The 23188-nt window shown below is 62.8% G+C and carries 21 protein-coding genes and 1 pseudogene; 10 read left to right on the forward strand and 12 right to left on the reverse strand.

Annotated elements, in window-relative coordinates:
- Positions 1 to 211 precede the first annotated feature (211 nt).
- Positions 212 to 1162, forward strand: coding sequence for a hypothetical protein (locus E4487_RS11130; protein WP_175253354.1), 951 nt, complete (start codon positions 212 to 214; stop codon positions 1160 to 1162).
- An 84-nt stretch (positions 1163 to 1246) separates the two neighbouring features.
- Here E4487_RS11130 and E4487_RS11135 read toward each other — a convergent pair whose 3' ends face one another.
- The 4 genes from E4487_RS11135 to E4487_RS11150 all read right to left on the reverse strand — a co-directional run bounded on the left by E4487_RS11135 (position 1247) and on the right by E4487_RS11150 (position 3988).
- Positions 1247 to 1549 carry a LasR-specific antiactivator QslA gene (locus E4487_RS11135; protein ID WP_175253355.1) on the reverse strand — a complete coding sequence of 101 codons (303 nt, stop codon included), beginning with the start codon at positions 1547 to 1549 and terminating at the stop codon, positions 1247 to 1249.
- On the reverse strand, positions 1542 to 1784 hold the full coding sequence (locus E4487_RS11140) for a hypothetical protein (RefSeq protein WP_175253356.1): 243 nt from the start codon (positions 1782 to 1784) through the stop codon (positions 1542 to 1544). Before E4487_RS11140 ends, E4487_RS11135 begins: the two co-directional genes overlap by 8 nt.
- A gap of 443 nt (positions 1785 to 2227) precedes the next feature.
- The gene (locus tag E4487_RS11145) at positions 2228 to 2839 is read right to left on the reverse strand and encodes a hypothetical protein (RefSeq protein ID WP_175253357.1); all 612 of its coding nucleotides are present in this window, start codon (positions 2837 to 2839) and stop codon (positions 2228 to 2230) included.
- Positions 2840 to 3988 (reverse strand): DUF262 domain-containing protein, encoded by a 1149-nt coding sequence (locus tag E4487_RS11150; protein ID WP_175253358.1) that lies wholly within the window; start codon positions 3986 to 3988, stop codon positions 2840 to 2842.
- A 251-nt stretch (positions 3989 to 4239) separates the two neighbouring features.
- Here E4487_RS11150 and hrpA point away from each other — a divergent pair, with 251 nt between their 5' ends.
- The 8 genes from hrpA to cyoE all read left to right on the forward strand — a co-directional run bounded on the left by hrpA (position 4240) and on the right by cyoE (position 15104).
- Positions 4240 to 8283, forward strand: a complete 4044-nt coding sequence (hrpA, locus tag E4487_RS11155; RefSeq protein ID WP_175253359.1) for an ATP-dependent RNA helicase HrpA — start codon at positions 4240 to 4242, stop codon at positions 8281 to 8283.
- Positions 8284 to 8360: 77 nt separating this feature from the next.
- A complete protein-coding gene (locus tag E4487_RS11160) occupies positions 8361 to 8624 on the forward strand; it encodes a hypothetical protein (RefSeq protein ID WP_047586290.1) in 264 nt (87 codons plus the stop codon).
- Positions 8621 to 9196 carry a DUF6436 domain-containing protein gene (locus E4487_RS11165; protein WP_037048830.1) on the forward strand — a complete coding sequence of 192 codons (576 nt, stop codon included), beginning with the start codon at positions 8621 to 8623 and terminating at the stop codon, positions 9194 to 9196. Before E4487_RS11160 ends, E4487_RS11165 begins: the two co-directional genes overlap by 4 nt.
- A 1078-nt stretch (positions 9197 to 10274) precedes the next feature.
- Positions 10275 to 11192, forward strand: a complete 918-nt coding sequence (gene cyoA, locus E4487_RS11170; RefSeq protein ID WP_175253360.1) for a ubiquinol oxidase subunit II — start codon at positions 10275 to 10277, stop codon at positions 11190 to 11192.
- 2 nt (positions 11193 to 11194) lie between these two features.
- Complete coding sequence (gene cyoB, locus E4487_RS11175) at positions 11195 to 13183, forward strand: cytochrome o ubiquinol oxidase subunit I (RefSeq protein WP_037048823.1); 1989 nt, start codon at positions 11195 to 11197, stop codon at positions 13181 to 13183.
- Between the two features lie 2 nt (positions 13184 to 13185).
- Complete coding sequence (gene cyoC, locus E4487_RS11180) at positions 13186 to 13812, forward strand: cytochrome o ubiquinol oxidase subunit III (RefSeq protein ID WP_175253361.1); 627 nt, start codon at positions 13186 to 13188, stop codon at positions 13810 to 13812.
- Complete coding sequence (cyoD, locus tag E4487_RS11185; RefSeq protein ID WP_037048819.1) at positions 13813 to 14148, forward strand: cytochrome o ubiquinol oxidase subunit IV; 336 nt, start codon at positions 13813 to 13815, stop codon at positions 14146 to 14148. It abuts the gene before it with no gap.
- Positions 14148 to 15104 (forward strand): heme o synthase, encoded by a 957-nt coding sequence (gene cyoE / locus E4487_RS11190; RefSeq protein WP_047585551.1) that lies wholly within the window; start codon positions 14148 to 14150, stop codon positions 15102 to 15104. Before cyoD ends, cyoE begins: the two co-directional genes overlap by 1 nt.
- A 191-nt stretch (positions 15105 to 15295) precedes the next feature.
- On the opposite strand, the pseudogene E4487_RS11195 reads toward cyoE, so the two are convergent.
- The 5 genes and pseudogenes from E4487_RS11195 to E4487_RS11215 all read right to left on the reverse strand — a co-directional run bounded on the left by E4487_RS11195 (position 15296) and on the right by E4487_RS11215 (position 18766).
- Positions 15296 to 15849, reverse strand: a pseudogene (locus E4487_RS11195) (nucleotidyltransferase family protein).
- Positions 15850 to 15928: 79 nt separating this feature from the next.
- Entirely contained in the window at positions 15929 to 16618 is a 690-nt protein-coding gene (arsH, locus tag E4487_RS11200) for an arsenical resistance protein ArsH (protein WP_175253362.1), read from the reverse strand.
- Positions 16619 to 16628: 10 nt separating this feature from the next.
- Positions 16629 to 17099, reverse strand: coding sequence for an arsenate reductase ArsC (locus E4487_RS11205; protein WP_047585555.1), 471 nt, complete (start codon positions 17097 to 17099; stop codon positions 16629 to 16631).
- Positions 17100 to 17116: 17 nt separating this feature from the next.
- A complete protein-coding gene (locus tag E4487_RS11210; protein WP_175253363.1) occupies positions 17117 to 18400 on the reverse strand; it encodes an arsenic transporter in 1284 nt (427 codons plus the stop codon).
- Positions 18401 to 18409: 9 nt separating this feature from the next.
- A complete protein-coding gene (locus E4487_RS11215) occupies positions 18410 to 18766 on the reverse strand; it encodes a metalloregulator ArsR/SmtB family transcription factor (protein WP_037048789.1) in 357 nt (118 codons plus the stop codon).
- 155 nt (positions 18767 to 18921) lie between these two features.
- On the opposite strand from E4487_RS11215, the gene E4487_RS11220 reads away from it, so the two are divergent.
- Positions 18922 to 20370, forward strand: a complete 1449-nt coding sequence (locus E4487_RS11220; protein ID WP_175253364.1) for a carboxylesterase — start codon at positions 18922 to 18924, stop codon at positions 20368 to 20370.
- A gap of 42 nt (positions 20371 to 20412) precedes the next feature.
- Here E4487_RS11220 and E4487_RS11225 read toward each other — a convergent pair whose 3' ends face one another.
- The 3 genes from E4487_RS11225 to E4487_RS11235 form a co-directional block, all read right to left on the reverse strand.
- Complete coding sequence (locus E4487_RS11225; protein WP_037048785.1) at positions 20413 to 22059, reverse strand: methyl-accepting chemotaxis protein; 1647 nt, start codon at positions 22057 to 22059, stop codon at positions 20413 to 20415.
- A gap of 284 nt (positions 22060 to 22343) precedes the next feature.
- Positions 22344 to 22598, reverse strand: a complete 255-nt coding sequence (grxC, locus tag E4487_RS11230) for a glutaredoxin 3 (protein ID WP_175253365.1) — start codon at positions 22596 to 22598, stop codon at positions 22344 to 22346.
- A gap of 17 nt (positions 22599 to 22615) precedes the next feature.
- The gene (locus E4487_RS11235) at positions 22616 to 23134 is read right to left on the reverse strand and encodes a carboxymuconolactone decarboxylase family protein (RefSeq protein ID WP_037048781.1); all 519 of its coding nucleotides are present in this window, start codon (positions 23132 to 23134) and stop codon (positions 22616 to 22618) included.
- Positions 23135 to 23188 lie beyond the last annotated feature (54 nt).

The raw sequence follows: 23188 nt of genomic DNA on the forward strand, positions 1-23188 counted from the left end.
TCATCCACCGCTGCGGCGGATGGCCTGGCTATTTGCTATCGACAAGCAGCGGACGTTCAGCGTCGAGACGTAAATCCGCCTCCCTTCAGACCATTGCCGTTCAGCCCGCAAGCCCTTTTTCGGTTCGTGGCCTAAGCTTCTGCACGAAGCGAGCTGACTCGGCAGCTCAGCCCTCAAAGTACTGCTGCATATACGAGCCAAGGAAGTGCATATGCCTTATCTGTACCACGCGACGAACAAGGCCAATCTGGTAGGTATCCGCGACGTTGGGATGGCGCCTGCATCCAGGCGTCCGGCTTCCAGAGCCCTAGGCGCCACGCAGCAGAACCGGATCGACAAACGCGAAAGCAAGCTCCTGGCTGGCTTCAAGAAATTCCTGAAAAAGTTGGCGGAGCAGGGCTACGCCCACCACACGATCCTCCAAAGCACGGTGCGGGTAAGAATCGCGTTCTCCAACAGGGATTTTGCCGAAGTCGAAGAGGTCCCCTATGCCCCGGGCGCGGACATTCCAGAAAACAAGGGCCTCGTTGCAGCGGACGCCGACCTTGAAGAGATTCTTACTGCGTACATCGGCGCACTCCGACACGCTCGCGTGCCTTTTGACGATGACCTGATGGATGAGAGGCAGGCTAGGCTCGACGCGAGGGCAAAATTGGCAAACAAGAAGCAAAAGCCATTGCCCAAGGATCTACCCAACCTGAATAAGCTGGCGAGGGCGAAGCCCCTCCTGGATAACGAATATCGGCGTATCGACACCCTGGACTTGTCAAGGTACTACAGTCATTTCCTCAGTGAGCTCTCCTATGCTTATCAAGAACTGGTAGCGGATAACGAACAGGAGATAACCCGGCATCGTGTGTACCTATTTGCCGAGAGCCAGTTCAGAACAGAGTACTCCAGCTACGCGACCCATATTGCCAACGGCCAGTACGAAGCCCTGGCGATACTGCGGGTGGATCTCGCCCATGTCGTCAATCCGATGGTCGATGTGTCCCAGGGAAACGCCGCCACCACCAAAGAGACCATCAGCGCTGCTCATATCCAGTACAAGATCGGCGCGACCTTGGCATCGGTGCAAGATGGCAGCGCTTTTACGGAGGGCTGGAGCGAGCTGAGCGGCTATGTACCGCCCACCGCACCGCTCCAGCTAGGCCTCGAGTAGCCAGGGGAATGGCCTCGAAGGCGGCACGATTTAAGGCTCGCCCGAGCCGCTAGGTATAAGTGGATAGACCTCTGACTCCGACAGCTACAACCTCAATTCCGTCCGCAAGGCAAGGTGCCCGCCGCCTTGCGGCGAGCACAGGCGTTGTTGGATGCGGCTGAGAAAGCCCAGCTCGAAGGCATGGCGCTGTGCGCCCGGCGGGTACAGCTGCCGCTCCAGCAACAGATTGGCCCAGAGCCAGCCGCTGTTGGTGTCGTCCAGCCAGGCCTGGGCTGTTTGCACGCCGTGGCCGAAGCTCGCTTGGCAATCTGCATTCCAGCCAAATTCGGCAGGCGGTTGCCCATCATGGCCGGGCAGGTGGGTGAGGTAGCGTTGCAGCTCAATCATGCTCGGCCCTCCCGGCTGCCTGGGCGATGGCCCGGCGGTAGAGCACGATCAACTCGCTCAACAGCGCACTGGTGGTACTTGCCAACTCCGGCTCCGGCATCCGCCGCAACAGCTTGGTCAGCAACGCTGCTCGATACTCGGCTGCTGCCTGCAACGGACACTCGTCGGCCACATGGCTATGCAACGGATTGCGTGGCGTAGGGAAGGGGATAACGACGGATTCAGACTTGGCCATGTAGCACCTCCAGAATGGAAGTCGACACGACAGCCAGCAGCCCAGGGCGGAGCCCTTGGGTAAAAGGGGGATAGTGCATTTTCCTTATGCTCCTTCGTGGATTTAAGGAGCCGCGTTCCATTCGCTACCACACGAAATGGAGGCGGACCGTGCAAGGGTGGTAGACCGACCCACGAAGGACGCCGGCCAGGCCGAAGCCTGCCTCACACGGCCCGCCATAAATGCGCGAGAAAACAGCAGGCACAAAAAAAGCGCCTGCTCTCGACTATGGTGCTACCGCGCCTTCGTGTGAATCGGGCTACCACACCCGGTCACGGGATTGACCGTGACGGGGCGGACTGTAGCGCGGGGTGAGGGGAGAGGGCAAGGTGTGGAGGTGGCTGCTTTCGGCCAAAAGCGCTCGGGTAGCAATATTAATATCGTGGTCTGTCCCTGATTATTCGCTAGTTTTCGTTGAAGAAGCTTTTTAAACCTGCAATTATTTTGTCCACATCGTTTTTTTCGACAGATGGTAGGTTTATTGTTTGTCGAACTCTGGGTAGTCCACGGTGAGCAATTGTTCCTCTGGCTTCGCCAAACGCATTTAGCATTATTATTAATCCTTGGTCTAGCTCATCTAGTTCGTAACCTAGTATGAATGCTGCCAGTTTGAAGCTTTCGCCTTTGATTCCATTGTTTTTACTTAAGGCTTCTTCTGCTTTGGTAATTGCTTCTTCGATTTTTCCAAAGAAAACTGATTCGTTAAATTGATAGTCTTTCGGTAGGGTTATGTCGAAGTACGAGCAATGTCGATATACCCAATGTAGGCTTGAGATTTTGGGGCGAGGTTTTGTCTTTACTTGTGTTTTTAGAGTGTCTAAGTGAGCCCTTGCTTTGCGTTCTAAGTAGTCCTCAATTTCTGCGTGGACAAGGAATCTATATGCGGCTAGATATTCCGTGTCTGCAGTAAAGGATGCGAAATCTTTGAGCTCGTCATGAAGTTGTTGTGTTATGAATTTGGCTTCAAGAGAGGCGCAATTCTGGGCTAGGTCTTGGAAGTAAATACTGACTGGCATTTAGCGAATCCTTGCGCTAGCTTCCTCGTATTTGGCTCCCATTGCATCGGCTATTTTTTTGCCCCATAAGTGTATGCGAGCAAAAGTGGCTTCGCGCGTTTTGGTTGTTTTCTCGATGGCGCTTCTGAAGTCAGGGTCTAGGCAAACTTCTTCGTACAAAGTAATAACTTCTTGGGGGTTTTCTATAGCCCATTGGGATACATGTGGCTCCGAAAAACTTCTTGCTACAGAGTCGAAAATTGCCCGGTTAATGCGGCGCTCGTATCCTTTTTCACTGTATTTTTTAAATGCATTGCTTCCAAAGATGGTGTAAGAAGTTTCTAGTGCCAGGTTTAGGCGGTCAAATTTTTTGATGAGGTCTTGCGATAGTGCGCTCCAATTTGATTCATATTTTTTGGTGGCTTCGTCAAGGAAGTGCTTTAGGTTTCCATTGTAGTGTTCGATGTCTGAATCAAAAGCAATGAAGCGTAGTACTAACTCAGAGTCCCTCATTCTTTTGTCAAGCTTTTCGCCAAAGACTGACTTGAATGCATCGCTGTGGAAGATGTATTCGTCAATGGCATCTAGTAATTTCCCTCCTACAAGAGCTTTTCTTAGTTCTTGTGGTGATAGTTGTAGGCTTCCACTGTTGAGCCGATAAAACATTGCATAGAGGAAGTTCTCATCTTGCCAGTTTCTGACGATGGTGGCTCGAATGGTGCTGTTTTCAAAGTAGTCTCTATCTTGAAATGGTAAGCTTGAAAAATTTAATCCATTGAGGTCTTGTCTAAGGTCTAGGCCTCGCAATGTCAGGTTTCCAGACATAAATGTCATGACTGCAAGTAGTCGCTGCTTGCCATCAATCACCATGAAGTGGCCGCGATTTTCCTTCGCTTCTGCGAGAACGATATTCGGGATTGGTACGCCTACGATGATGGATTCAATAAGTCGACTCTTGCGAGTGTCGTCCCATGCTTCGCGTCGTTGGAATGTTGGATCAAGGACAATGTTCTCGCGAGAAACCTGTTGGTATATGGTGCCGATTGTCCAGTCGGCATTCATTACTACTGCGTTTCTATAATCAATGTTCTGGTCTAGATCGTTTTCATCTTCTTGTTGATCAGTTGGAGCAATGTCTTCAAAGGTAAAGTTCTCGTCATGTGTATTCATACAATGATCCATCTCTAATAGATGTAAAGGGCTAGCATTGCCTTCTTTTCAGAGAAGCACTAACAGCTAACGTATGTGTTGCAGCATGATACCTGCTTTGGCCGGCTTAGGCATTTCATGAAATGCTAGTCTGATGTTCAGATGCGGCACCTCCTGAAACTCACATCTTCCGATTATCTATCAATGCCCATCTACGCGATGCACCGTAATCTGCGACAATCCCGCCTTTGCCCTGATTGCCCCTGATCCAGATGACTGACATCGCCACCCTGCAGAACAATCTCGACCACGTCATGATCGCCGAGCGTCATCGCTTGCGCCGGCAGCTGCATGAGCTGCAGAAGCAGCCCGACGAGGCCAAGCTGGCGCAGTGGCTGGAGCGTTTTCAGGCGTCCAGCGATAAGGTGGCCGCGCGGCGCAGCAGCATCCCGGCGATGCGTTACGACGATGCGCTGCCGATTGCGGCCAAGCGCGACGAGATCAAGGCCGCGCTGGAAAAGAGCCAGGTGGTGGTGATCGCCGGCGAGACCGGTTCGGGCAAGACCACCCAGTTGCCGAAGATCTGCCTTGAGATCGGCCGGGGCGTGCATGGCCTGATCGGTCACACCCAGCCGCGCCGGCTGGCGGCGCGTAGTGTCGCTACCCGCGTGGCGGAAGAGATCGGCACGCCGCTGGGCGAGCTGGTCGGCTATCAGGTGCGCTTCGAGGATCAGAGCAAGGACGGCACGCTGATCAAACTGATGACCGACGGCATCCTGCTCGCCGAAACCCAGCATGACCGCTTTCTGGAAAAGTACGACACCCTCATCGTCGACGAGGCGCACGAACGCAGCCTCAACATCGACTTCCTGCTCGGCTACCTGAAGACCCTGCTGCCGCGTCGCCCGGATCTGAAGCTGATCATCACCTCGGCGACCATCGATCTGGAGCGCTTTTCCAAGCACTTCAACGATGCGCCGATCATCGAGGTGTCCGGTCGCACCTACCCGGTGGAAACCTGGTACCGGCCGCTGGCGGCCGAGGTGGACGAGGAGGGCGAGAGCCTGCTCGATGACCTCACCGTCGACCAGGGCATCCTCGCCGCGCTGGACGAGATTGCCGCGCACGAACAGAGCGTCGGCAAGCGCCCGGGCGACGTGCTGGTATTCCTGCCCGGCGAGCGTGAGATTCGCGAGGCCGCCGAGGTGCTGCGCAAGGCCAATCTGCGTTTTACCGAGGTGCTGCCTTTGTATGCGCGGCTGACGCCGGCCGAGCAGCAGAAGATCTTCGCGCCCATGCCGGGGCGCAAGGTGGTGCTGGCCACCAACGTCGCGGAGACCTCGCTGACGGTGCCGGGCATCCGTTACGTGATCGACTCCGGTACGGCGCGCATCAGCCGCTACAGCTACCGCGCCAAGGTCCAGCGCCTGCCCATCGAGGCGGTGTCGCAGGCCAGTGCCAACCAGCGCAAGGGCCGCTGCGGCCGGGTCGAACCGGGCATCTGCATCCGCCTGTACAGCGAGGAGGATTTCCTCGGCCGTCCCGAGTTCACCGACCCGGAGATCCTGCGTACCAACCTCGCTGCGGTGATCCTGCAGATGCTGCACCTGCGCCTGGGCAGCATCGAGGACTTCCCCTTCATCGAGCCGCCAGACGGCAAGGCCATCAGCGATGGCTTCAACCTGCTGCAGGAGCTGTCTGCGGTCAACCGCGAAAGCCAGCTGACCCCCATCGGCCGGCAACTGGCGCGCCTGCCCATCGACCCACGCCTGGGGCGCATGGTGCTGGAAGGCGCCAGGCAGGGCAGCCTGGAGGAAATCCTCATCGTCGCCGCCGCGCTGTCGGTGCAGGACCCGCGTGAGCGACCGATGGATCGTCAGCAGGCGGCCGATCAGGCGCACGCGCAATGGAAGGACGTGGATTCCGACTTCGCCGCGCTGATCAACCTGTGGCGCGGCTTCGAGGAAAAACGCCAGGAGCTGGGCAGCAACCCGCTACGCACCTGGTGCAAGAAGAACTTCCTCAATTACATGCGCCTGCGCGAATGGCGCGATGCGCATCGGCAGCTGGTGCTGATCGCCCGTGACCTGCAGTTGAGCGGCAAAGGCGCACGCAAGGCGGATAACGCGTCCACCAAGGTGGATGGCTCCGGCCATCCACCCTACGAAAAGGCTCAAAGCCTGACGCCGACCAGGGACACCCGCGTCAACGCCATCGCCCGCCAGCAGGCCGAGGCCAGCGAGGCGGCGGTACGGGCGAAGAACTACGCCGCCGTGCACAAGGCGATTCTCGCCGGCCTGCTCAGCCAGATCGGCCAGAAGACCGAAGAGGGCGACTACCTCGGTGCGCGTCAGCGGCGTTTCTGGATCCATCCGTCCAGCGTGATCGGGCGCAAGAAGCCCACCTGGGTGATGGCGGCCGAACTGGTGGAAACCACCAAGCTGTTCGCGCGCATGGTGGCGAAGATCGAGCCGGACTGGATCGAGCCGCTGGCGGCGCATCTGGTGAAGAAGAACCACCTGGAGCCGCACTGGGAGAAGAAGCGTGGCCAGGTGGTGGCCTACGAGCAGGTCACCCTCTACGGGCTGATCATCGTCGGTCGCCGGCCCGTGCACTACGGCCCCATCGATCCGCCGGTGGCACGCGAGATGTTCATTCGCGAGGGCCTGGTGCGTGGCGAGATCAACAGCCGCGTGCGCTGCCTGACCGCCAACCGGCAGTTGCTCGAACGCCTCGACGAGCTGGAAGCGAAGTCGCGTCGCCGTGACATCCTCGCTGACGAGGAGACCCTGTTCGGTTACTACGAGGCGCGCATCCCGCAGGATATCTACCAGGCCGCCAGTTTCGAGAGCTGGTACAAGAAGGGCAGCGCCAGCGATGCGCAGCTCCTGATCATGCGCGAGGAGGACGCCCTGGCCCGTGATGCCAGGGAGGTGACCGCTGCGCAGTACCCGGACACCTTGCACATCGGCGAGCTGCAGCTGCCGCTGTCCTATCACTTCGAGCCCAATCACCCGCGTGACGGCGTGACCCTGCGCGTACCGGCGCCGCTGCTGCCGCAATTGCAGCCCGAGCGCCTGGGTTGGCTGGTGCCAGGCCTGCTGGAGGCCAAGTGCGTGGCGCTGGTGCGTGGCCTGCCCAAGGCGCTGCGCAAGAACTTCGTGCCGGTGCCGGACTTCGTCGGTGCGGCGCTGGACAAGCTGCACTTCGGTCAGGGTTCGCTGCCGCACGCGCTGGGCGCCGAGCTGCTGCGCATGACCGGCGCGCGGGTCTCCGACGAGGCCTGGGCGGAAGCGGCCGACAGTCTGGAGAGTCACCTGAAGATGAACATCGAGGTGGTCGATGCGCGTGGCAAGTTCCTCGGCGAGGGCCGTGACCTGGCCGAGCTGACCGCGCGTTTCGCCGAGGCCAGCCAGGCCGCGCTGGCCATCCCGCAGCAGGACAAGGCGCCGAAGACGTTGGAGGCCAAGGCCTTCGCCGAAGTCGCCGAGAAGGCTCAGCAGAAGATTGCCGGTCTTTCCATGACGGTTTATCCGGCGCTAGTGGAAGAGGCCGGGGTGGTCAAGGAAGGGCGCTTCCCGACCCAGGCCGAGGCCGACTATCAGCATCGCCGTGCCCTGCAGCGTCTGTTGCTGCAGCAGCTGAGCGAGCAGGCCAAGTTCCTGCGCGGCAAGCTGCCGGGGCTGACCGAGCTGGGCTTGCTGTATCGCGAGCTGGGTCGGGTCGAGGCGCTGGTCGAGGACATTCTGCTGGCCAGCCTGGATGCCTGCATCCTCGACGGCGAGGTAACGCTGCCGCGCGACGGTGCGGCGCTGGCGCAACTGGCCGAGCGCAAGCGTGGTGACTGGACGGTGTATGCCGAACGCATCGCCCGCCTGGCGCTGGAGATCCTCAAGCTGCACCACGGTCTGCTCAAGCGCTTCAAGGGCAAGATCGATCTGGCCCAGGCCATGGCGCTCAACGATATCAAGCAGCAACTGGGCAACCTGGTCTACGCCGGCTTCGTGCGTGAAACGCCGGGCGAGTGGCTCAAGGAAGTGCCGCGTTACCTCAAGGCCATCGAGCAGCGCCTGGACAAGGTCGGCGCGCAGGTGCAGCGCGACCGCGTGTGGACCGGTGAGCTGAGCGGCTACTGGGAGCAGTACCAGGCGCGCACCGCCAAGCACCTCCAGGAAGGCAAGCGCGACCCGCAGCTGGTGCTGTACCGCTGGATGCTGGAGGAGTACCGCGTGTCGCTGTTCGCCCAGCAGCTGGGGACGAAGATGGCGGTTTCGGACAAGCGCCTGAACAAGCAGTGGATGCTGGTCGAGGGTTGAAAGTCGGTGCCGTTCGGCGATGTCCGCATCGCCGAACGGACAGGATGCATCCACTGTGAATTGGCAAAGAGAGAAGCATGAGCGTGAATGATGAAAACGTCGGACTGGGGCGCCGTGGCTGCCTCGGCCTGTTCCTGGCGGGTCTGCTGTTCGTCGTGCTGGTGTTCGTCGGTCTCATCTACATCATGACGCGTCCGCAGGATGGCGAGATCGAAGCCGCCGAGCGCGAGGCGATCGAAGCCTGCTGGAAGAGCGCCGATGCCACGGAGCGCAGCTTCACCGTTGAAAGCTGCCAGGAGATGGAAAAGCAGTTCCAGCGCAAGTTCGGCCATCAGCCATGAGCCTGCTGCAACGCCTGAGTTTCAAGCACTTCGTGGTGGGGTTCTGCGTGTTGGCGCTGGGGCTCGTGGTGCTGATCTGGTGGCTCAGCGGCGCCGCCTACCTGCGTCCCTATGCAGAGCAGACGGTGATCTTCAGCCAGGACGGCCTGAAGCTTCCCGCCTCGCTGGCAGGCCCGGGGCCCATTCGCGTGGTGCACTTCTGGGACCCTGACTGCCCCTGCAACGCGGAGACCGATGCGCACCTGCGTTACCTGATCGGTTTGCACCGCAATGCCGATGTCGAGTTCTACAGCGTGCAGAAACCTGGCAGCAAGGGTGAGATCGCGCCCTTCCTGCGTGGGCGGATGAAACCCTTGCCCGGCATCGAGGGCATGGAGTCGCTGCCGGCCAGCCCGGCCCTGGCGATCTGGGACCGCGACGGCAACCTGGCCTATGCCGGTCCCTACAGCGAGGGGCTGGTGTGCAATTCCAGCAACAGTTTCGTCGAGCCGGTGCTCGATGCGCTGACCCAGGGGCGCCATGTGTCGCTGGCCAGCGGTCTGGCCGTGGGCTGCTACTGCGCCTGGAAATAGCGGCGATGGCAGGCTGCGGGGGCCGGGAGTAGGGCGGTGGCTTGTGAATGGGCATCCTGAGGCTTGGGTGGCGTTCGGCTCCGGCCGTGAGGCTGGTCGCGGCTGAAGCCCCTCCCACAGAAGCCCCTCCCACAGGAGTCCCTCCTGCCAACTGCCATTGCGTAGCCCGGATGCAATCCGGGGCGGGCAGGGGGTCCGTACATGCTTTGCATGTGGGCTGGGCAGGTAGCGCTATCGCGGCTGAAGCCGCTCCTACAGGTGTGTGGTGGCGGCTGGGGCGTTCGGCTGCGTGCTCACCCGGTGCTGGGTGGTTGAGGCCATCCTCACAGAAGCGCCCCTGCCGGCTGTCATCGCGTAGCCCGGATGCAATCCGGGGCGGGCAGGGGGCGTCCTGCTTTGCATGCGGGTTCGGCAGATAGAGCTATCGCGGTTGAAGCCGCTTCTACAGGTGCTTGGCGGCTACAGGGGCATGCTCATGCGGTGGTTCGCGCCTGAAGCGGCGGCTGCAGGCGCTCAGCTGTCCCGTGGGAGCGGCTTCAGCCGCGATGCTTTTTGCCGACCGTGGTGGCCCCGGATTGCATCCGGGCTGCGCGCCAGTCGTCCCCGTCCCTCGATGCGAGCGCCTTTCCAGGCCCAGCTTTCTGCAGGGCTGACGCACCTCGCATGCGCACTCGAAAACTCCGAAATTTCCTCGATGTCAAGCGCTGTGGCGCCGTCAGCTGACGACATCTTGCATGTCAATGATTCCTGTCAATTTGCTGACAAACAGCTCTAAAACGCGGGTGTGATCATTTGTCGCACCCCTGCGCGTCTTTGCTGCGTTCTCGCAGCAAGGTGTTTCAAAACATTGCGTATTTGTTGCGAAACATGTCGGCAAGAGGCTGTCAGTTTGCTCATGAGTAGGTTGCTAATGAATTGTGCGGGCGCGCCCCAGCCCTCAAGATCGCCCGTCCCACGGTTTTACCGTTTCGCTTGCACGGATGCTCAAGCTCAGAGTTTCCGCTGCCGGCCTTTTGCTCGATGGGCCGCACGGCGACTGAAGCCGAATGTGGGACATCACTCAGTTGAAGGTCGTGACATGAAAGAAGAGAAATACCATCGTTGTGTGCGCTGGTTGCTGATGGCGATCGCCTGCTCAGCGCTCGGTGGATGTGACTGGGCACTGTTCAACTCGAAAGGGCAGATCGGTGTCGAGCAGGGCAATCTGATCCTGATCTCCATCGGACTCATGCTGATCGTGGTCGTACCCGTGATCATCATGACCTTCCTGTTTGGCTGGCGTTATCGCGAGTCGAACGAGAAGGCCACCTACATGCCCGACTGGGCACATTCGCACAAGATCGAACTGGTCGTCTGGGGTGTTCCACTGATCATCGTCGCGGTACTGGCGGTCATCATCTGGAAAACCTCGCACTCGCTCGACCCCTACCGCCCGATCGAATCGGACAAGCCGGCACTCAACATCGAGGTGGTCTCGCTCGACTGGAAGTGGCTGTTCATCTACCCGGATCAGGGCGTTGCCGTGGTCAACGAGCTGGTGATCCCGGAGAAGACTCCGGTGACCTTCCACATCACCTCCGACACGGTGATGAACGCGCTGTCGATCCCGCAGCTCGGCGGGATGATCTATGCCATGGGCGGCCAGCGCACGCAGCTCAACCTGATCGCCAACGAACAGGGCGAGTTCTTCGGCCAGTCCGGCAACTTCAGTGGCGAGGGCTTCTCGGCCATGCGCTTCACCACCCACTCGGTCAGCGATGAAGTCTTCGCGCAGTGGGTCGACAAGGTCAGGCAGTCGCCCGAGGTCATGGACTTCGCGGCGTTCAAGCAGGTGGGCGAGCCCGGCGAGATGGTCAACCACCGCTACCCGATCTACCCGATCCGCTACTTCGGCCAGGTCGAGCCGAACCTGTTCAACAAGGTGATCGGCCAGTACGTGACCCTGAAGGATTCCCACAGCACGGCCATGCGCGAAGCAGCGGAGGTGCAGGAGTGAATATGTTTGGAAAACTGACTCTGGATGCGGTGCCGTATCACGAGCCGATCATCATGATCACCCTCGCCATCGTCGCGCTGGGTGGTCTGGCAGTGTTCGCCGCGGTGACCTACTTCAAGAAGTGGGGCTACCTGTGGAGCGAGTGGCTCACCTCGGTGGACCACAAGAAAATCGGCGTGATGTACATCCTCGTTGCGCTGGTCATGCTGGTGCGTGGCTTTGCCGACGCGATCATGATGCGTACCCACCTGGCCATGGCCCACGGTGACGGGCAGGGCTACCTGCCGCCCGAGCACTACGACCAGATCTTCACCGCTCACGGCATCATCATGCTGATCTTCGTGGCCATGCCACTGGTCACCGGCCTGATGAACATCGTCGTGCCGCTGCAGATCGGCGCACGTGACGTGGCCTTCCCCTACCTGAACTCGCTGAGTTTCTGGCTGTTCGTCGGTGGCGCGCTGCTGATCAACCTGTCGCTGGGCCTGGGCGAGTTCGCCAAGACCGGCTGGGTGGCTTATCCACCGTTGTCAGGCATCCAGTACAGTCCGGGCGTGGGCATGGACTATTACATCTGGAGCATGCAGCTATCGGGACTGGGGACGACCCTGACCGGGGTCAACTTCATCGCCACCATCCTCAAGATGCGTGCCCCGGGCATGAGCCTGATGAAGATGCCGATCTTCACCTGGACCATCCTGATCACCTGCATCCTGATCTGCGGCGCCTTCCCTCCGCTGACCGCGACCCTGGCGATGCTGTCGCTCGACCGCTACCTGGATTTCCACTTCTTCACCAATGAACTGGGCGGCAACCCGATGATGTACGCCAACCTGTTCTGGATCTGGGGTCACCCGGAGGTGTACATCCTCATCCTGCCGGCGTTCGGCGTGTTCTCCGAAGTGGTGGCGACCTTCTCGCGCAAGACCCTGTTCGGCTATGCCTCAATGGTCTGGGCGACTGCGGCTATCGGCGTGCTGTCGTTCGTGGTGTGGCTGCACCACTTCTTCACCATGGGTTCCGGTGCCAGCGTCAATGCCTTCTTCGGCATCATGACCTCGATCATCGCCATCCCCACCGGGGTGAAGATCTTCACCTGGCTGTTCACCATCTTCCGTGGCCGTCTGCAACTCAACGCCATGACCTGGATGACCCTGGGCTTCCTGGTGACCTTCTCCATCGGCGGCATGACCGGCGTTCTGATGGCGGTGCCGGCGGCGGACTTCGTGCTGCACAACAGCCTGTTCCTGATCGCCCACTTCCACAACGTGATCATCGGTGGCGCGGTGTTCGGCTACCTGGCCGGCATCATCTACTGGTTCCCGAAAGCCTTCGGCTTCAAGCTGCTCGATCGCTTCGGCCGTTACTCCTTCTGGTGCTGGCTGATCGGTTTCTACTTCGCCTTCATGCCGCTGTACGTGCTCGGTTTCATGGGCATGACCCGTCGCCTGAACCACTTCGACAACCCGGCCTGGGTGCCGTGGGTGCAGGTGGCCGTGGTCGGTGCGGTGCTGATCGGCATCGGTATCGTCTTCACCGTGGTGCAGTTCGTCACCAGCTACATCAAGCGCAAGGACAACGTCGACGTCACGGGCGATCCGTGGGATGGCCGTACCCTGGAATGGGCAACGTCCTCGCCACCGCCGTTCTACAACTTCGCGGTCATCCCGACGGCGGACAAGATCGACGCCTTCTATGAGGCGAAGAAGAACGGCGTCGAGCTGATGCCAGCGCCCGAGCACTACGAGCCGATCCACATGCCGAAGAACACCGGCAACGGTCTGGTCGTGTCGGCGTTCGTCATCGCCTTCGGCTTCGCCATGATCTGGCACATCTGGTGGCTCGCCATCGTCGGTCTGGTCGGTGCCGTGGTCAGCTTCATCGTGCGTTCCTACGACGAGGACATCGACTACTACGTGCAGCCCGAAGAGATCGCGCGGATCGAGCAGGCGCACCATCAAACCAAAGCCAACGCAGTGGTACAGGCATAACCATGACCGCATACGAACCCCACTATCCACATGACACTCATGGCCACAGCCATGAGCACCACCACGACAGCAGTGGCATCAAGCTGTTCGGCTTCTGGGTCTACCTGATGACCGACCTGCTGATCTTCGCCACGGTGTTCGCCACCTTCGCGGTGCTGAGCAACGCCTTCGCCGGTGGCCCCACCGCCAAGGAGATGCTCCGTCCGGGCCTGCACCTGGTGCTGGTGGAAACCTTCGCGCTGCTGTTCTCCAGCATCACCTACGGCATGGCCATGCTCGCCACCTACCGGGGCGACAAGGCCGCGGTGCTGCGCTGGCTGGGCATCACCTTCCTGTTCGGGGTGAGCTTCATCAGCATCGAACTGTACGAGTTCCGCCACCTGATCCATGAAGGGGCCGGGCCGCAGACCAGCGCCTACTGGTCGGCCTTCTTCACCCTGGTCGGCACCCACGGTCTGCACGTCAGTGCCGGCCTGCTGTGGATGCTGGTGCTGATGCTGCAGGTCGGCAGCCGTGGCCTGACCGACACCAACAAGACGCGGGTCGGACTGCTCAGCCTGTTCTGGCACTTCCTCGACGTGGTGTGGATCTGCGTCTTCACCGTCGTCTACCTGATGGGAGTGCTGTAAATGGCTCATCAAGACAATCACGCGGCACACGCCGTGGGTTTCAAGGATTACCTGAGCGGTTTCATCCTCTCGGTGATCCTTACCGTGATCCCCTTCGCCCTGGTCATGCATCCTGAAGTGCTGGGCCTGAGCCGTGGCGCGACTCTGATCACCGTGGTGATCTTCGGCCTGGTGCAGGTTCTCGTCCACCTCGTGTACTTCCTGCACATGAAGACCGACGCGGAAGGCCGCTGGAACGTCGTATCGATGATCTTCACCGTGTTGATCATCGCGTTCGTCGTGGGCCTGTCGGTCTGGATCATGTGGAGCATGCACTATCACATGATGATCAACTGATGCTGGCGCTCCTGAAGCAGTACCTCAACCTCGCCAAGCCTGGCATCGTCTTCGGCAATCTGATTTCCGTGACGGGTGGGTTCTTCCTGGCTTCGCGTGGCGATGCCGACCTGACGCTGTTCCTCGCGACAGCGCTGGGGGTTGCGCTGGTGATCGCCTCAGGCTGCGTGTTCAACAACTACATCGACAGGGACATCGACCAGAAGATGGAGCGGACCCGCAACCGGGTCCTGGCGCAGGGGCTGGTGTCCCCTGCGCACGCCATCGTCTATGCCTGCGTGCTCGGCGTCGCTGGTGTGGCCGTGCTGTATGCCGCCAGCAACACCCTCGCGGTGATGCTGGTGCTGATGGGCTTCGTGGTCTACGTCGGCCTCTACAGCCTGTGGCTCAAGCGCGGCTCGGTGTACGGCACCCTGGTCGGCAGCCTGTCGGGGGCGGCTCCGCCCGTGGTGGGCTACTGCGCGGTCAGCAACGAGTTCGATGCTGGCGCGGCCATCCTGTTGTTGATCTTCAGCCTGTGGCAGATGCCGCATTCCTATGCCATCGCCATCTTCCGTTTCAATGACTACCAGGCCGCGAACATTCCGGTGCTGCCCGTCATCAAGGGGATCTCGGCTGCCAAGCGGCAGATCGTGCTGTACATCGCCGCCTTCGTGGTCGCGACCCTGATGCTGACGCTCAGCGGTTACGCCGGCTACAGCTACTTCGTGGTCGCCGCGCTGAGCGGTGCCTACTGGCTGTGGATGGGCGTATCGGGATACAAGGCCGTCGACGATACGGTGTGGGCGCGCAAGCTGTTCACCTTCTCCATCGTCACCATCACCATGCTCAGCGTGATGATGTCGGTGGACTTCATCTCCGCGCCGGAGCAGGTGCTGGTGACCTCCATCAACCACCTGTGCAGCCAGTTCGCCGCCAGCGCGCAGGGCATCTGCGCGGTGGTCGCCGGTATCTGATCGGGACGGGTAGGGCGGCATCTTCAGCTGCGGCCAGCCGGCAGGGTGGATGTCGCTCTTTGCATCCACCAGCCGGTGGATCGATGCAGCGCGATCCACCCTACGGCGGCATCTTCAGCTGCGGCCAGCCTGCAGGGTGGATGTCGCTCGTTGCATCCACCAGCCGGTGGACCGGTGAAGCGCGATCCACCCTACGGCAGTACCTTCAGTTGCGGCCAGGTGGCCAGCCAGTTCTTGCTGCGCAGTCGCGCCTGGTAGATCGGCTGTTCTCGTCCTTGAACCTTCCGGCCGGTCGCACGATGAGGCCGAACAGGTCCTCCAGGCCGTGTGGTGCGGTGACTTCAATCTCTCCCTGCTCATCCAGTCGCACGGCCACCGCCGTCGCCGTCTCCGGCCAATAGCGCATCGCGTCGCTAGCCGAGGCATAAGGTGCGTCGCCATTGCGCAGGTGCATGCGCGCCTGATTCTTCACCGACCACTGCAGTCCTTCGTCCCTGTGGCGCAGGAGCTTCTCCAGTTCGACATCGCGCGCAGCGGAGGCCTGGCTGCGTTCGAACCAGATCACGTCGATGTCCGCTGGCAGCGGCGCGTCGCTGCGCTGGTGCAGGTGATCCCAGACCGCGCTGCGCACGAAGCCGGCGGCCACCCAGCAGTCGGGCAGGTCGAGTTCGCGTACCAGCCGGAGGATGCGCAGGCGCTGCGGGTCGGCGCAGATGATCGCCTGGAGTCGGGTGGTCAGGTTCATCCGTGCAGCCTAGCAGCGCGGCCTGTCGCTGCTCCACACCCTGGGGCCGGCTTCTGCCGCCAGGTGCCTGCCATGCGCTTCAGATCTCGCGCTGGTTGACCCGCTGCATCAAGGCTTCGGCCGACTCCTTGCGCTCGGAGTAGCGGTCCACCAGCTCCGGGTGCTCGCGCAGCAGCAGGGTGAAGCGCATCAGCTCTTCCATCACGTCGACCAGGCGGTCGTAGTAGGGGGAGGGCTTCATGCGATCGTCGTCGCCGAATTCGAGAAAGGCCTTGGGCACCGACGACTGGTTGGGGATGGTGAACATGCGCATCCAGCGGCCGAGCACGCGCAGCTGATTGACCACGTTGAACGACTGCGAGCCGCCGCAGACCTGCATCACCGCCAGGGTCTTGCCCTGGGTCGGGCGTAGGGCGCCGAGGGCCAGCGGCACCCAGTCGATCTGCGCCTTGAACACCGCCGACATGGCGCCATGGCGCTCCGGTGAGCACCACACCTGGCCTTCCGACCACTGCATCAGATCGCGCAGCTCCTGCACCTTGGGGTGTTCCACCGGTGCGTCGTCGGGCAGTGGCAGGCCGGATGGGTCGAAGATGCGGGTCTCGGCGCCGAGGTGGTGCAGCAGGTGTGCGGCTTCCTGTACCAGCAGACGGCTGAACGAGCGCGGCCGGGTGGAACCGTACAGCAGCAGGATGCGCGGCGCCGGGGCTGAGTCGCTGCCTTGGGCCGGCAGCAGGTCGAGGTCGAGATTGGGCAGGTCGTCGCTCATGCGTGCGTCTTCACTCTTGGCCAATGCGGTTGATCGCCTGCTGCAGCTCGTCGCGACTCATGTCCGCCAGGGGCAGGGCGAGGAAGGCGCGGCAGCGCCGTTCGATATGCGCCAGGGTGGCCTGGAACGCGGCGTCGATGCTGGCCTCGTCGCCTTCCACGTGGGACGGATCTTCCAGGCCCCAGTGGGCTTTCAGCGCCGGGCCGAAGTACACCGGGCAGGCTTCGCCGGCGGCCTTGTCGCACACAGTGATGACGATGTCCGGTGGGCTGTCGACGAAGGCATCGTTGCCCTTGCTGCTCAGGCCCTCGGTGGCGATGCCGGCCTCGCGCAGGGTCAGCAGGGTGCGCGGCAGCACCTCGCCGCGCGGGAAGCTGCCGGAACTCACCGCCAGCTGTCCGGCGGGCGCCAGGTGGTTGAACTGCGCCTCGGAAAGGATGCTGCGGCAGCTGTTGGCCGTGCACATGAAGAGGATTTTCATCGGAAGGCTCCGCGAGGTCAGAGGCTCAGGCGCACGGCCAGAGCGGCAAGGGTGAGCAGCAGGATCGGCAGGGTGAGGACGATGCCCACCCGGAAGTAGTAGCCCCAGGTCACGCGGATGCCCTTGCGCGCCAGGACGTGCAGCCAGAGCAGGGTGGCCAGGCTGCCGATGGGGGTGATCTTCGGGCCCAGGTCGCAGCCGATCACGTTGGCGTAGATCATCGCCTCGCGCACGGCCCCGCTGGCCTGGCTGGCGTCGATGGCCAGGGCGCCGATCAGTACGCTGGGCATGTTGTTCATGATCGAGGAGAGCAGCGCGCTGAGCAGCCCGGTGCCCAGTGCCGCGCCCCACACGCCGTACTGCGCGAAGCGCTCGAGCAGCCCGGTGAGGCTGGCGGTCAGGCCGGCGTTGCTCAAGCCGTAGACCACCAGGTACATGCCCAGGGAGAAGATCACCACCTGCCAGGGCGCCTCGCGCAGGACCTTGCCGGTGGCGATATGGCGGCCGCGTGCGGCGATGGCGAACAGCACCGCCGCGCACACGGCGGCGATGGCGCTGATGGGCACGCCCAGCGGTTCCAGGGCGAACAGGCCGAGCAACAGCACCAGCAGGACGATCCAGCCGACGAAGAAGGTGCGTGGGTCGCGAATCGCCTCGCGGGGTGCCGGGAGGCTGTCCACCGCGTACTGCGCCGGGATGTCGCGGCGGAAGAACAGCCAGAGCATGCCCAGGGTGGCCGCCACGCTGACCAGGTTGACCGGCACCATCACCGCCGCATAGCGGGCGAAGCCCAGGTCGAAGTAGTCCGCCGAGACGATGTTGACCAGGTTCGACACCACCAGCGGCAGGCTGGCGGTGTCGGCGATGAAGCCGGCGGCCATGACGAACGCCAGGGTCGAGGCCGGCGAGAAACGCAGGGCCAGCAGCATGGAGATGACGATGGGGGTGAGGATCAGCGCCGCGCCGTCGTTGGCGAACAATGCCGAGACGCCGGCCCCAAGGAGGATGCTGAAGGCGAACAGGCGCGTGCCGCTGCCATTGGCCCAGCGCGCCACGTGCAACGCGGCCCAGGCGAAGAAGCCGGCCTCGTCCAGCAGCAGGCTGATGATGATCACGGCAATGAAGGTGGCCGTGGCGTTCCAGACGATCTGCCACACGGTCGGGATGTCGCCCGGGCTGACCACCCCGGCGAGCAGCGCCAGCAGCGCGCCCAGCGAGGCGCTCCAGCCGACGCCGAGGCCGCGTGGTTGCCAGATGACCAGAATCAGGGTGAAGACGAAGATGGCGGCGGCGATCAGCATGCAGGTATCTCAGCAGCAGGTGGCAAGGCGGGCAGGGCGCTCGCCCATGTTGGCGAGGCGCGTGCAGTCCTGCTCCAGCCAGCTGCGGTTGGCTGTCAGGGTGGCGGCGAGCACCTCACCTATCCACTGGGGCAGGTCCGGGGCGAGGCGGTAGTACACCCACTGCCCCTGGCGGCGGTCCTGCAGCAGCCCGCAGCTGCGCAGCTGTGCCAGGTGGCGGGAGATCTTCGGCTGGCTGTCGCCCAGTGCACAGACCAGTTCGCAGACGCACAACTCGCCCTGCTCGACGATCAGCAGCACGGCGCGCGCGCGGGTTTCGTCGGCCAGGGCCTTGAACAGTTCGGTTGGAGAGAGCGGGGCAGGCATGCGCGGCGTCTCGCATATATGGTTTTGCGAATATACGTAATTCCATATGTGGTAGGCAACCACGGTGGTGGCCGAGGCCGGCTTTGCTCTAAAGTCCGATGGGCCGGTCGCCGGGACGGATTTTCCCGGTTGGATACTTTCGAGGGAGGCGCCTCATGCGTTTACCGCGCATGCGTAACGTTATGGCCTGGACGCTGGTGGTGGTGCTGTTGATCGTGGTCGCTCTGCTCGGCGTGCGCATTGCCGGGTTGTCGTCATTGCCCGAGTTGCAACCCTGGCACCGTCTGGTGCCGCAGGAGCTGGATGTGGACCAGCTGGACGCTGCCGACTGGCAGGCCTACCTGGCCGCCGAGGCGGCGCTGTTCGAGCGCCTCGAGCGCGAGCTGGTCGAGCCGGTCACCCAGGCTGGGAACGCCCGCTACAGTCGTTATGCCAGTGACAGCCCGGTGTATCCCGGCAACCTGCCGCACGACTGGAACCGCTCCTTCATCCTGCAGCCGCAGGGCGAGGTGCGCGGTGTGGTGGTGCTGTTGCACGGTCTGACCGATTCGCCCTACAGCCTGCGCCATATCGCGCAGCACCTGAGCGAGCAGGGCCTGCTCGCCGTGGTGCCGCGCATGCCGGGCCACGGCAGCGTGCCGGCGGCGCTGACCGATGCCCGCTGGGAGCAGTGGCTGGCCGCCACACGGCTGGCGGTGCGCGAGGCGCGCCGTCAGGTGCCGGAGGCGCCGCTGTACCTGCTCGGCTACTCCAATGGCGGCGCGCTGGCGCTGCGCTACAGCCTGGCGGCGCTGGAGGACGAGCGCCTGGCCATGCCCCGGCAAGTGGTGCTGATCTCGCCGATGATTGGCGTCACCAGCTATGCCCGTTATGCCGGGCTGGCGGCCTTGCCGGCGGTGCTGCCGGCGTTCGCCAAGTCGGCATGGATGAACGTGCTGCCGGAGTTCAACCCGTTCAAGTACAACTCCTTTCCGGTGCAGGCGGCGCGGCAGACCTATGAGCTGACCAGCGAGGTGCAGCGTGCCTTCGACGCTGCCGAGACGTCCGGCCGCCTGCAGCGTCTGCCGCCGGTGCTGGCGTTCCAGTCGCTGGCCGACAGCACGGTGAGTACCCCGGCGGTGGTGCGTCAGCTGTTCGAACGCCTGCCGGACAACGGCAGTGAGCTGGTGGTGTTCGATATCAACCGTTCGCGTGCGGCCAGTTCGTTGCTGCGTGCGGACATGAGCGACCTGCTCGAGGCGCTGCTGCCCTCGGCCAGGCGCAACTACGACCTGACGGTGGTCGGCGTGGCCGCCGATCAGGGGCGCGAGGTCGAGGCGCGGCGCGTGGCCAGCGGCAGCCAGCAGGTCGAGCACCAGGCGCTGGGGGTCGAGTACCCGAGCCAGCTGTTCTCGCTGTCGCACGTGGCCCTGCCATTCCCGCCTGGCGACCCGCTGTACGGCAGCGACCCGGTCGCGGGCGAGTCCTATGGCGTTTCGCTCGGTACCCTGGCGCCGCGCGGTGAGCACGGCGTGCTGGTGGTGGGGCTGGACAGCCTGCAGCGGGCGACATCCAACCCCTTCTACGACTACCTGCAGCAGCGCATCGAGCAGCGCCTGCGTTAGGCCGGGAGGTGGACAGCGCCGGCTGTCCACCCGGCTGCAGGGTTACAGGCGGAAGCGACCGACCAGGCCGTCCAGCTGCGTGGACAGCGCCTGCAGGTCGCTGCTGGCCTGGCTCAGCTGGTCGGCGATATGGGTCGTGCCGACGGTCAGCTCGTTGATGTCGACGATGTTGCGGTTGATGTCTTCCACCACGCTGGACTGTTCCTCGGTGGCCGTGGCCACCTGGATGTTCTGATCGCTGATCTGGCCGATATGGCTGTTGATCTGCTCCAGCGCCGCCGAGGCCTTGCTCGCGTACTCGACCACCAGGGCGCTCTGGCGTCGGCCCTTGGCCATGGCCTCGACCGCCGAGCGTGATTCGTTCTGCAGGCGGTCGATGACCTGCTGGATCTCCTCGGTGGAGGCACCCGAACGGCTGGCCAGGGTGCGCACCTCGTCGGCCACCACGGCGAAGCCTCGGCCCTGTTCGCCGGCGCGGGCGGCCTCGATGGCGGCGTTGAGGGCGAGCAGGTTGGTCTGTTCGGAAATGCTGCGGATGGTGTTGAGCGTGGTGCTGATGGCCTCGGTCTGCGCGGCCAGCGCTTCGATCACCTGGGCGGCCTGTTCCAGCTCGCCGTTGAGGGCGTCGACCTGCTGCTGCGCCTGACCGACCACGGCACCACCGTCGCTGGCATGCTGGGTGGCCTCGCGGGCGACTTCCGCCGCGTTCTCGGCGTTGCGGGCGATCTCGTTGACGGTCGAGCCCAGCTCGTTGATGGCGGTGGCCACCTGCACCGTGCGGTCGCTCTGCGCAGTGCAGTTGCTCTGGGTCAGGCTGGCGCGTTCGGCCACGTCGCGGGCCATGCTCGACAGCTGGCGCGAGTTGTCGGCGAGCTCGCGCATGGCGCCGTGGACCTTGTCGATGAACTGGTTGAAGCTGCGTGCGATCTCGCTCAGCTCGTCCTGGCCGGGCAGGTCGATGCGGGTGTTCAGGGCCAGGTTGTCGGCGGCCTGGCCGAGGCTGTTCTGCAGCACCGCCACGCGGCGGCGCAGTTGGATGACGATCAGCCAGGAGATGATCATCGAGACCAGCAGGCCGATGGCGATGATGGCGATCTGGCGAGTCAGGCCGCTGTCGTAGCTGCGGGCGCTGTGCTGGTTCTGCTGCTCGGCCTGCTGCAGCAGTACGTCGAGCAACTGGTTGGCGCCCTGGCGCATCACGCCGTAGGTCTTGGCGTACTGGTCGCGATAGATCTGCTGGGCCTTGGCCATGTCGCCGGCATCGAAGGCTGCGAGCATCGGGTTCAGCTCGTTGCTGACCATGCTCTCGAACTGGTCGAGCAGCTGCTGCGCCTGGGCCTTGCGCTCCGGGTTGACCTGTGCGGCCACCGCCTGACGCATGGCTTCGCGCATTTCCGGAATGTCTTCGTTGCGCGCATCCTGGACGCGTGACTTCACCCCGCGCTCGTCACGCAGCGGCGTGTCCTGCAGCAGCATCATGTCGAGGCCGACGCGCATGCGCGGGATGCGTGAGGCCACTTCGGCCATGGCACGCATCGGGGCGGCGGTGTTCAGGTAGAGCACTTCCGTATCGCGGTGCATGCTGGACATGCTGTTGAGACTGGTCAGCGCCACCAGCAGCAGGGCGATGCAGGGGATGGCCACCGCCACGATCAGGCGGGTTTTCAGTGAGAGGGCGTCGAGACGCATGGGAAGGCTCCGGTCCGAGAACATATGCAGCGCAACAGCCGGTCACCATGACCGGCCAGTATTGCCGTTGTTGTATCGGCCGCGACGCCACAGAACATGAGGGCGGTTCGGGAGGTTTTGTTTGCCCGTTCGTGGCGGGCGACGGCAGGCGAGATCGGAACCTGCGCGGTGGCACGCGAGGGTGCACTCGCCGAGCCGGCGTGAGCGTGCGCCTGTGCAGCGGGGCAAGGCCGCGAGACGGAGATGCAGAATGCGCCGCAAGAGGGCTTGCGGCGCATTCCGGGTCAGGCCTGCAGCAGGGCATCCAGCTGGCCGGCGCGGTCCAGCGAGGCCAGGTCGTCGAAGCCGCCGACGTGGTGCTGGCCGATGAATATCTGCGGCACGCTGCGACGCTTGCTGCGTTGCAGCATCTCGGCCAGGCGCCCGGGGGAGCGGCCCACGTCGATCTCGTCGTAGCTCACCCCCTTGCGCTTCAGCAGCGCCTTGGCGTTGAGGCAGTAGGGGCAGTGATCGCTGGTATAGAGCGTTACGTTCTGCATGGTGCACCTCGGGGTGATCAGACCGCGACCGGAGGGAAGTCGACGTCGGTTTCGGCCAGGTTGTTGAGGTAGTTGGTCAGCGTCATCAGCGCGACGTTGGCCACCACTTCGACGATGGCCGCGTCGGCCAGTCCGGCCTGGCGCGCGGCCTGCAGCTGTGCGTCAGTGAGGCGGCCACGGTGGTCGATGACCTGCCGGGTGAGGCGCGCCACTGCATCCAGTTCGCCGTCGCGGGCACTGCGGATATCCGCGTCGCTGAGGCCGGCCTTGCTGCCGAACAGGGTGTGCGCCGCCAGGCAGTATTCGCAGCCGTTGACCTGCGAGCTCGCCAGCGCCACCACTTCGCGCGCCCTGGCATCGAGCGTGCCCTTGCCCAGGGCCTGCGACAGGGCGAGGTAGCCGCTCAGGGCGGCGGGCGCATGGGCCAGGGTGGCGAAGGTGTTGGGCACGAAGCCGAGCCCCTTGCGGATGCCTTCCAGTTGCGCCTGGGCGCTGGCGGCGGTCTGTTCGAACGGCAGTGCGGTGATGCGAGTCATGGTGATTCTCCAGTCTTGGTTGGGGGAGCCTGTGTTTCAAGCCTGGAGCCATGC

Source organism: Pseudomonas sp. BMW13, from assembly GCF_013357275.1.
GTDB classification, from domain to species: Bacteria; Pseudomonadota; Gammaproteobacteria; order Pseudomonadales; family Pseudomonadaceae; genus Aquipseudomonas; species Aquipseudomonas khazarica.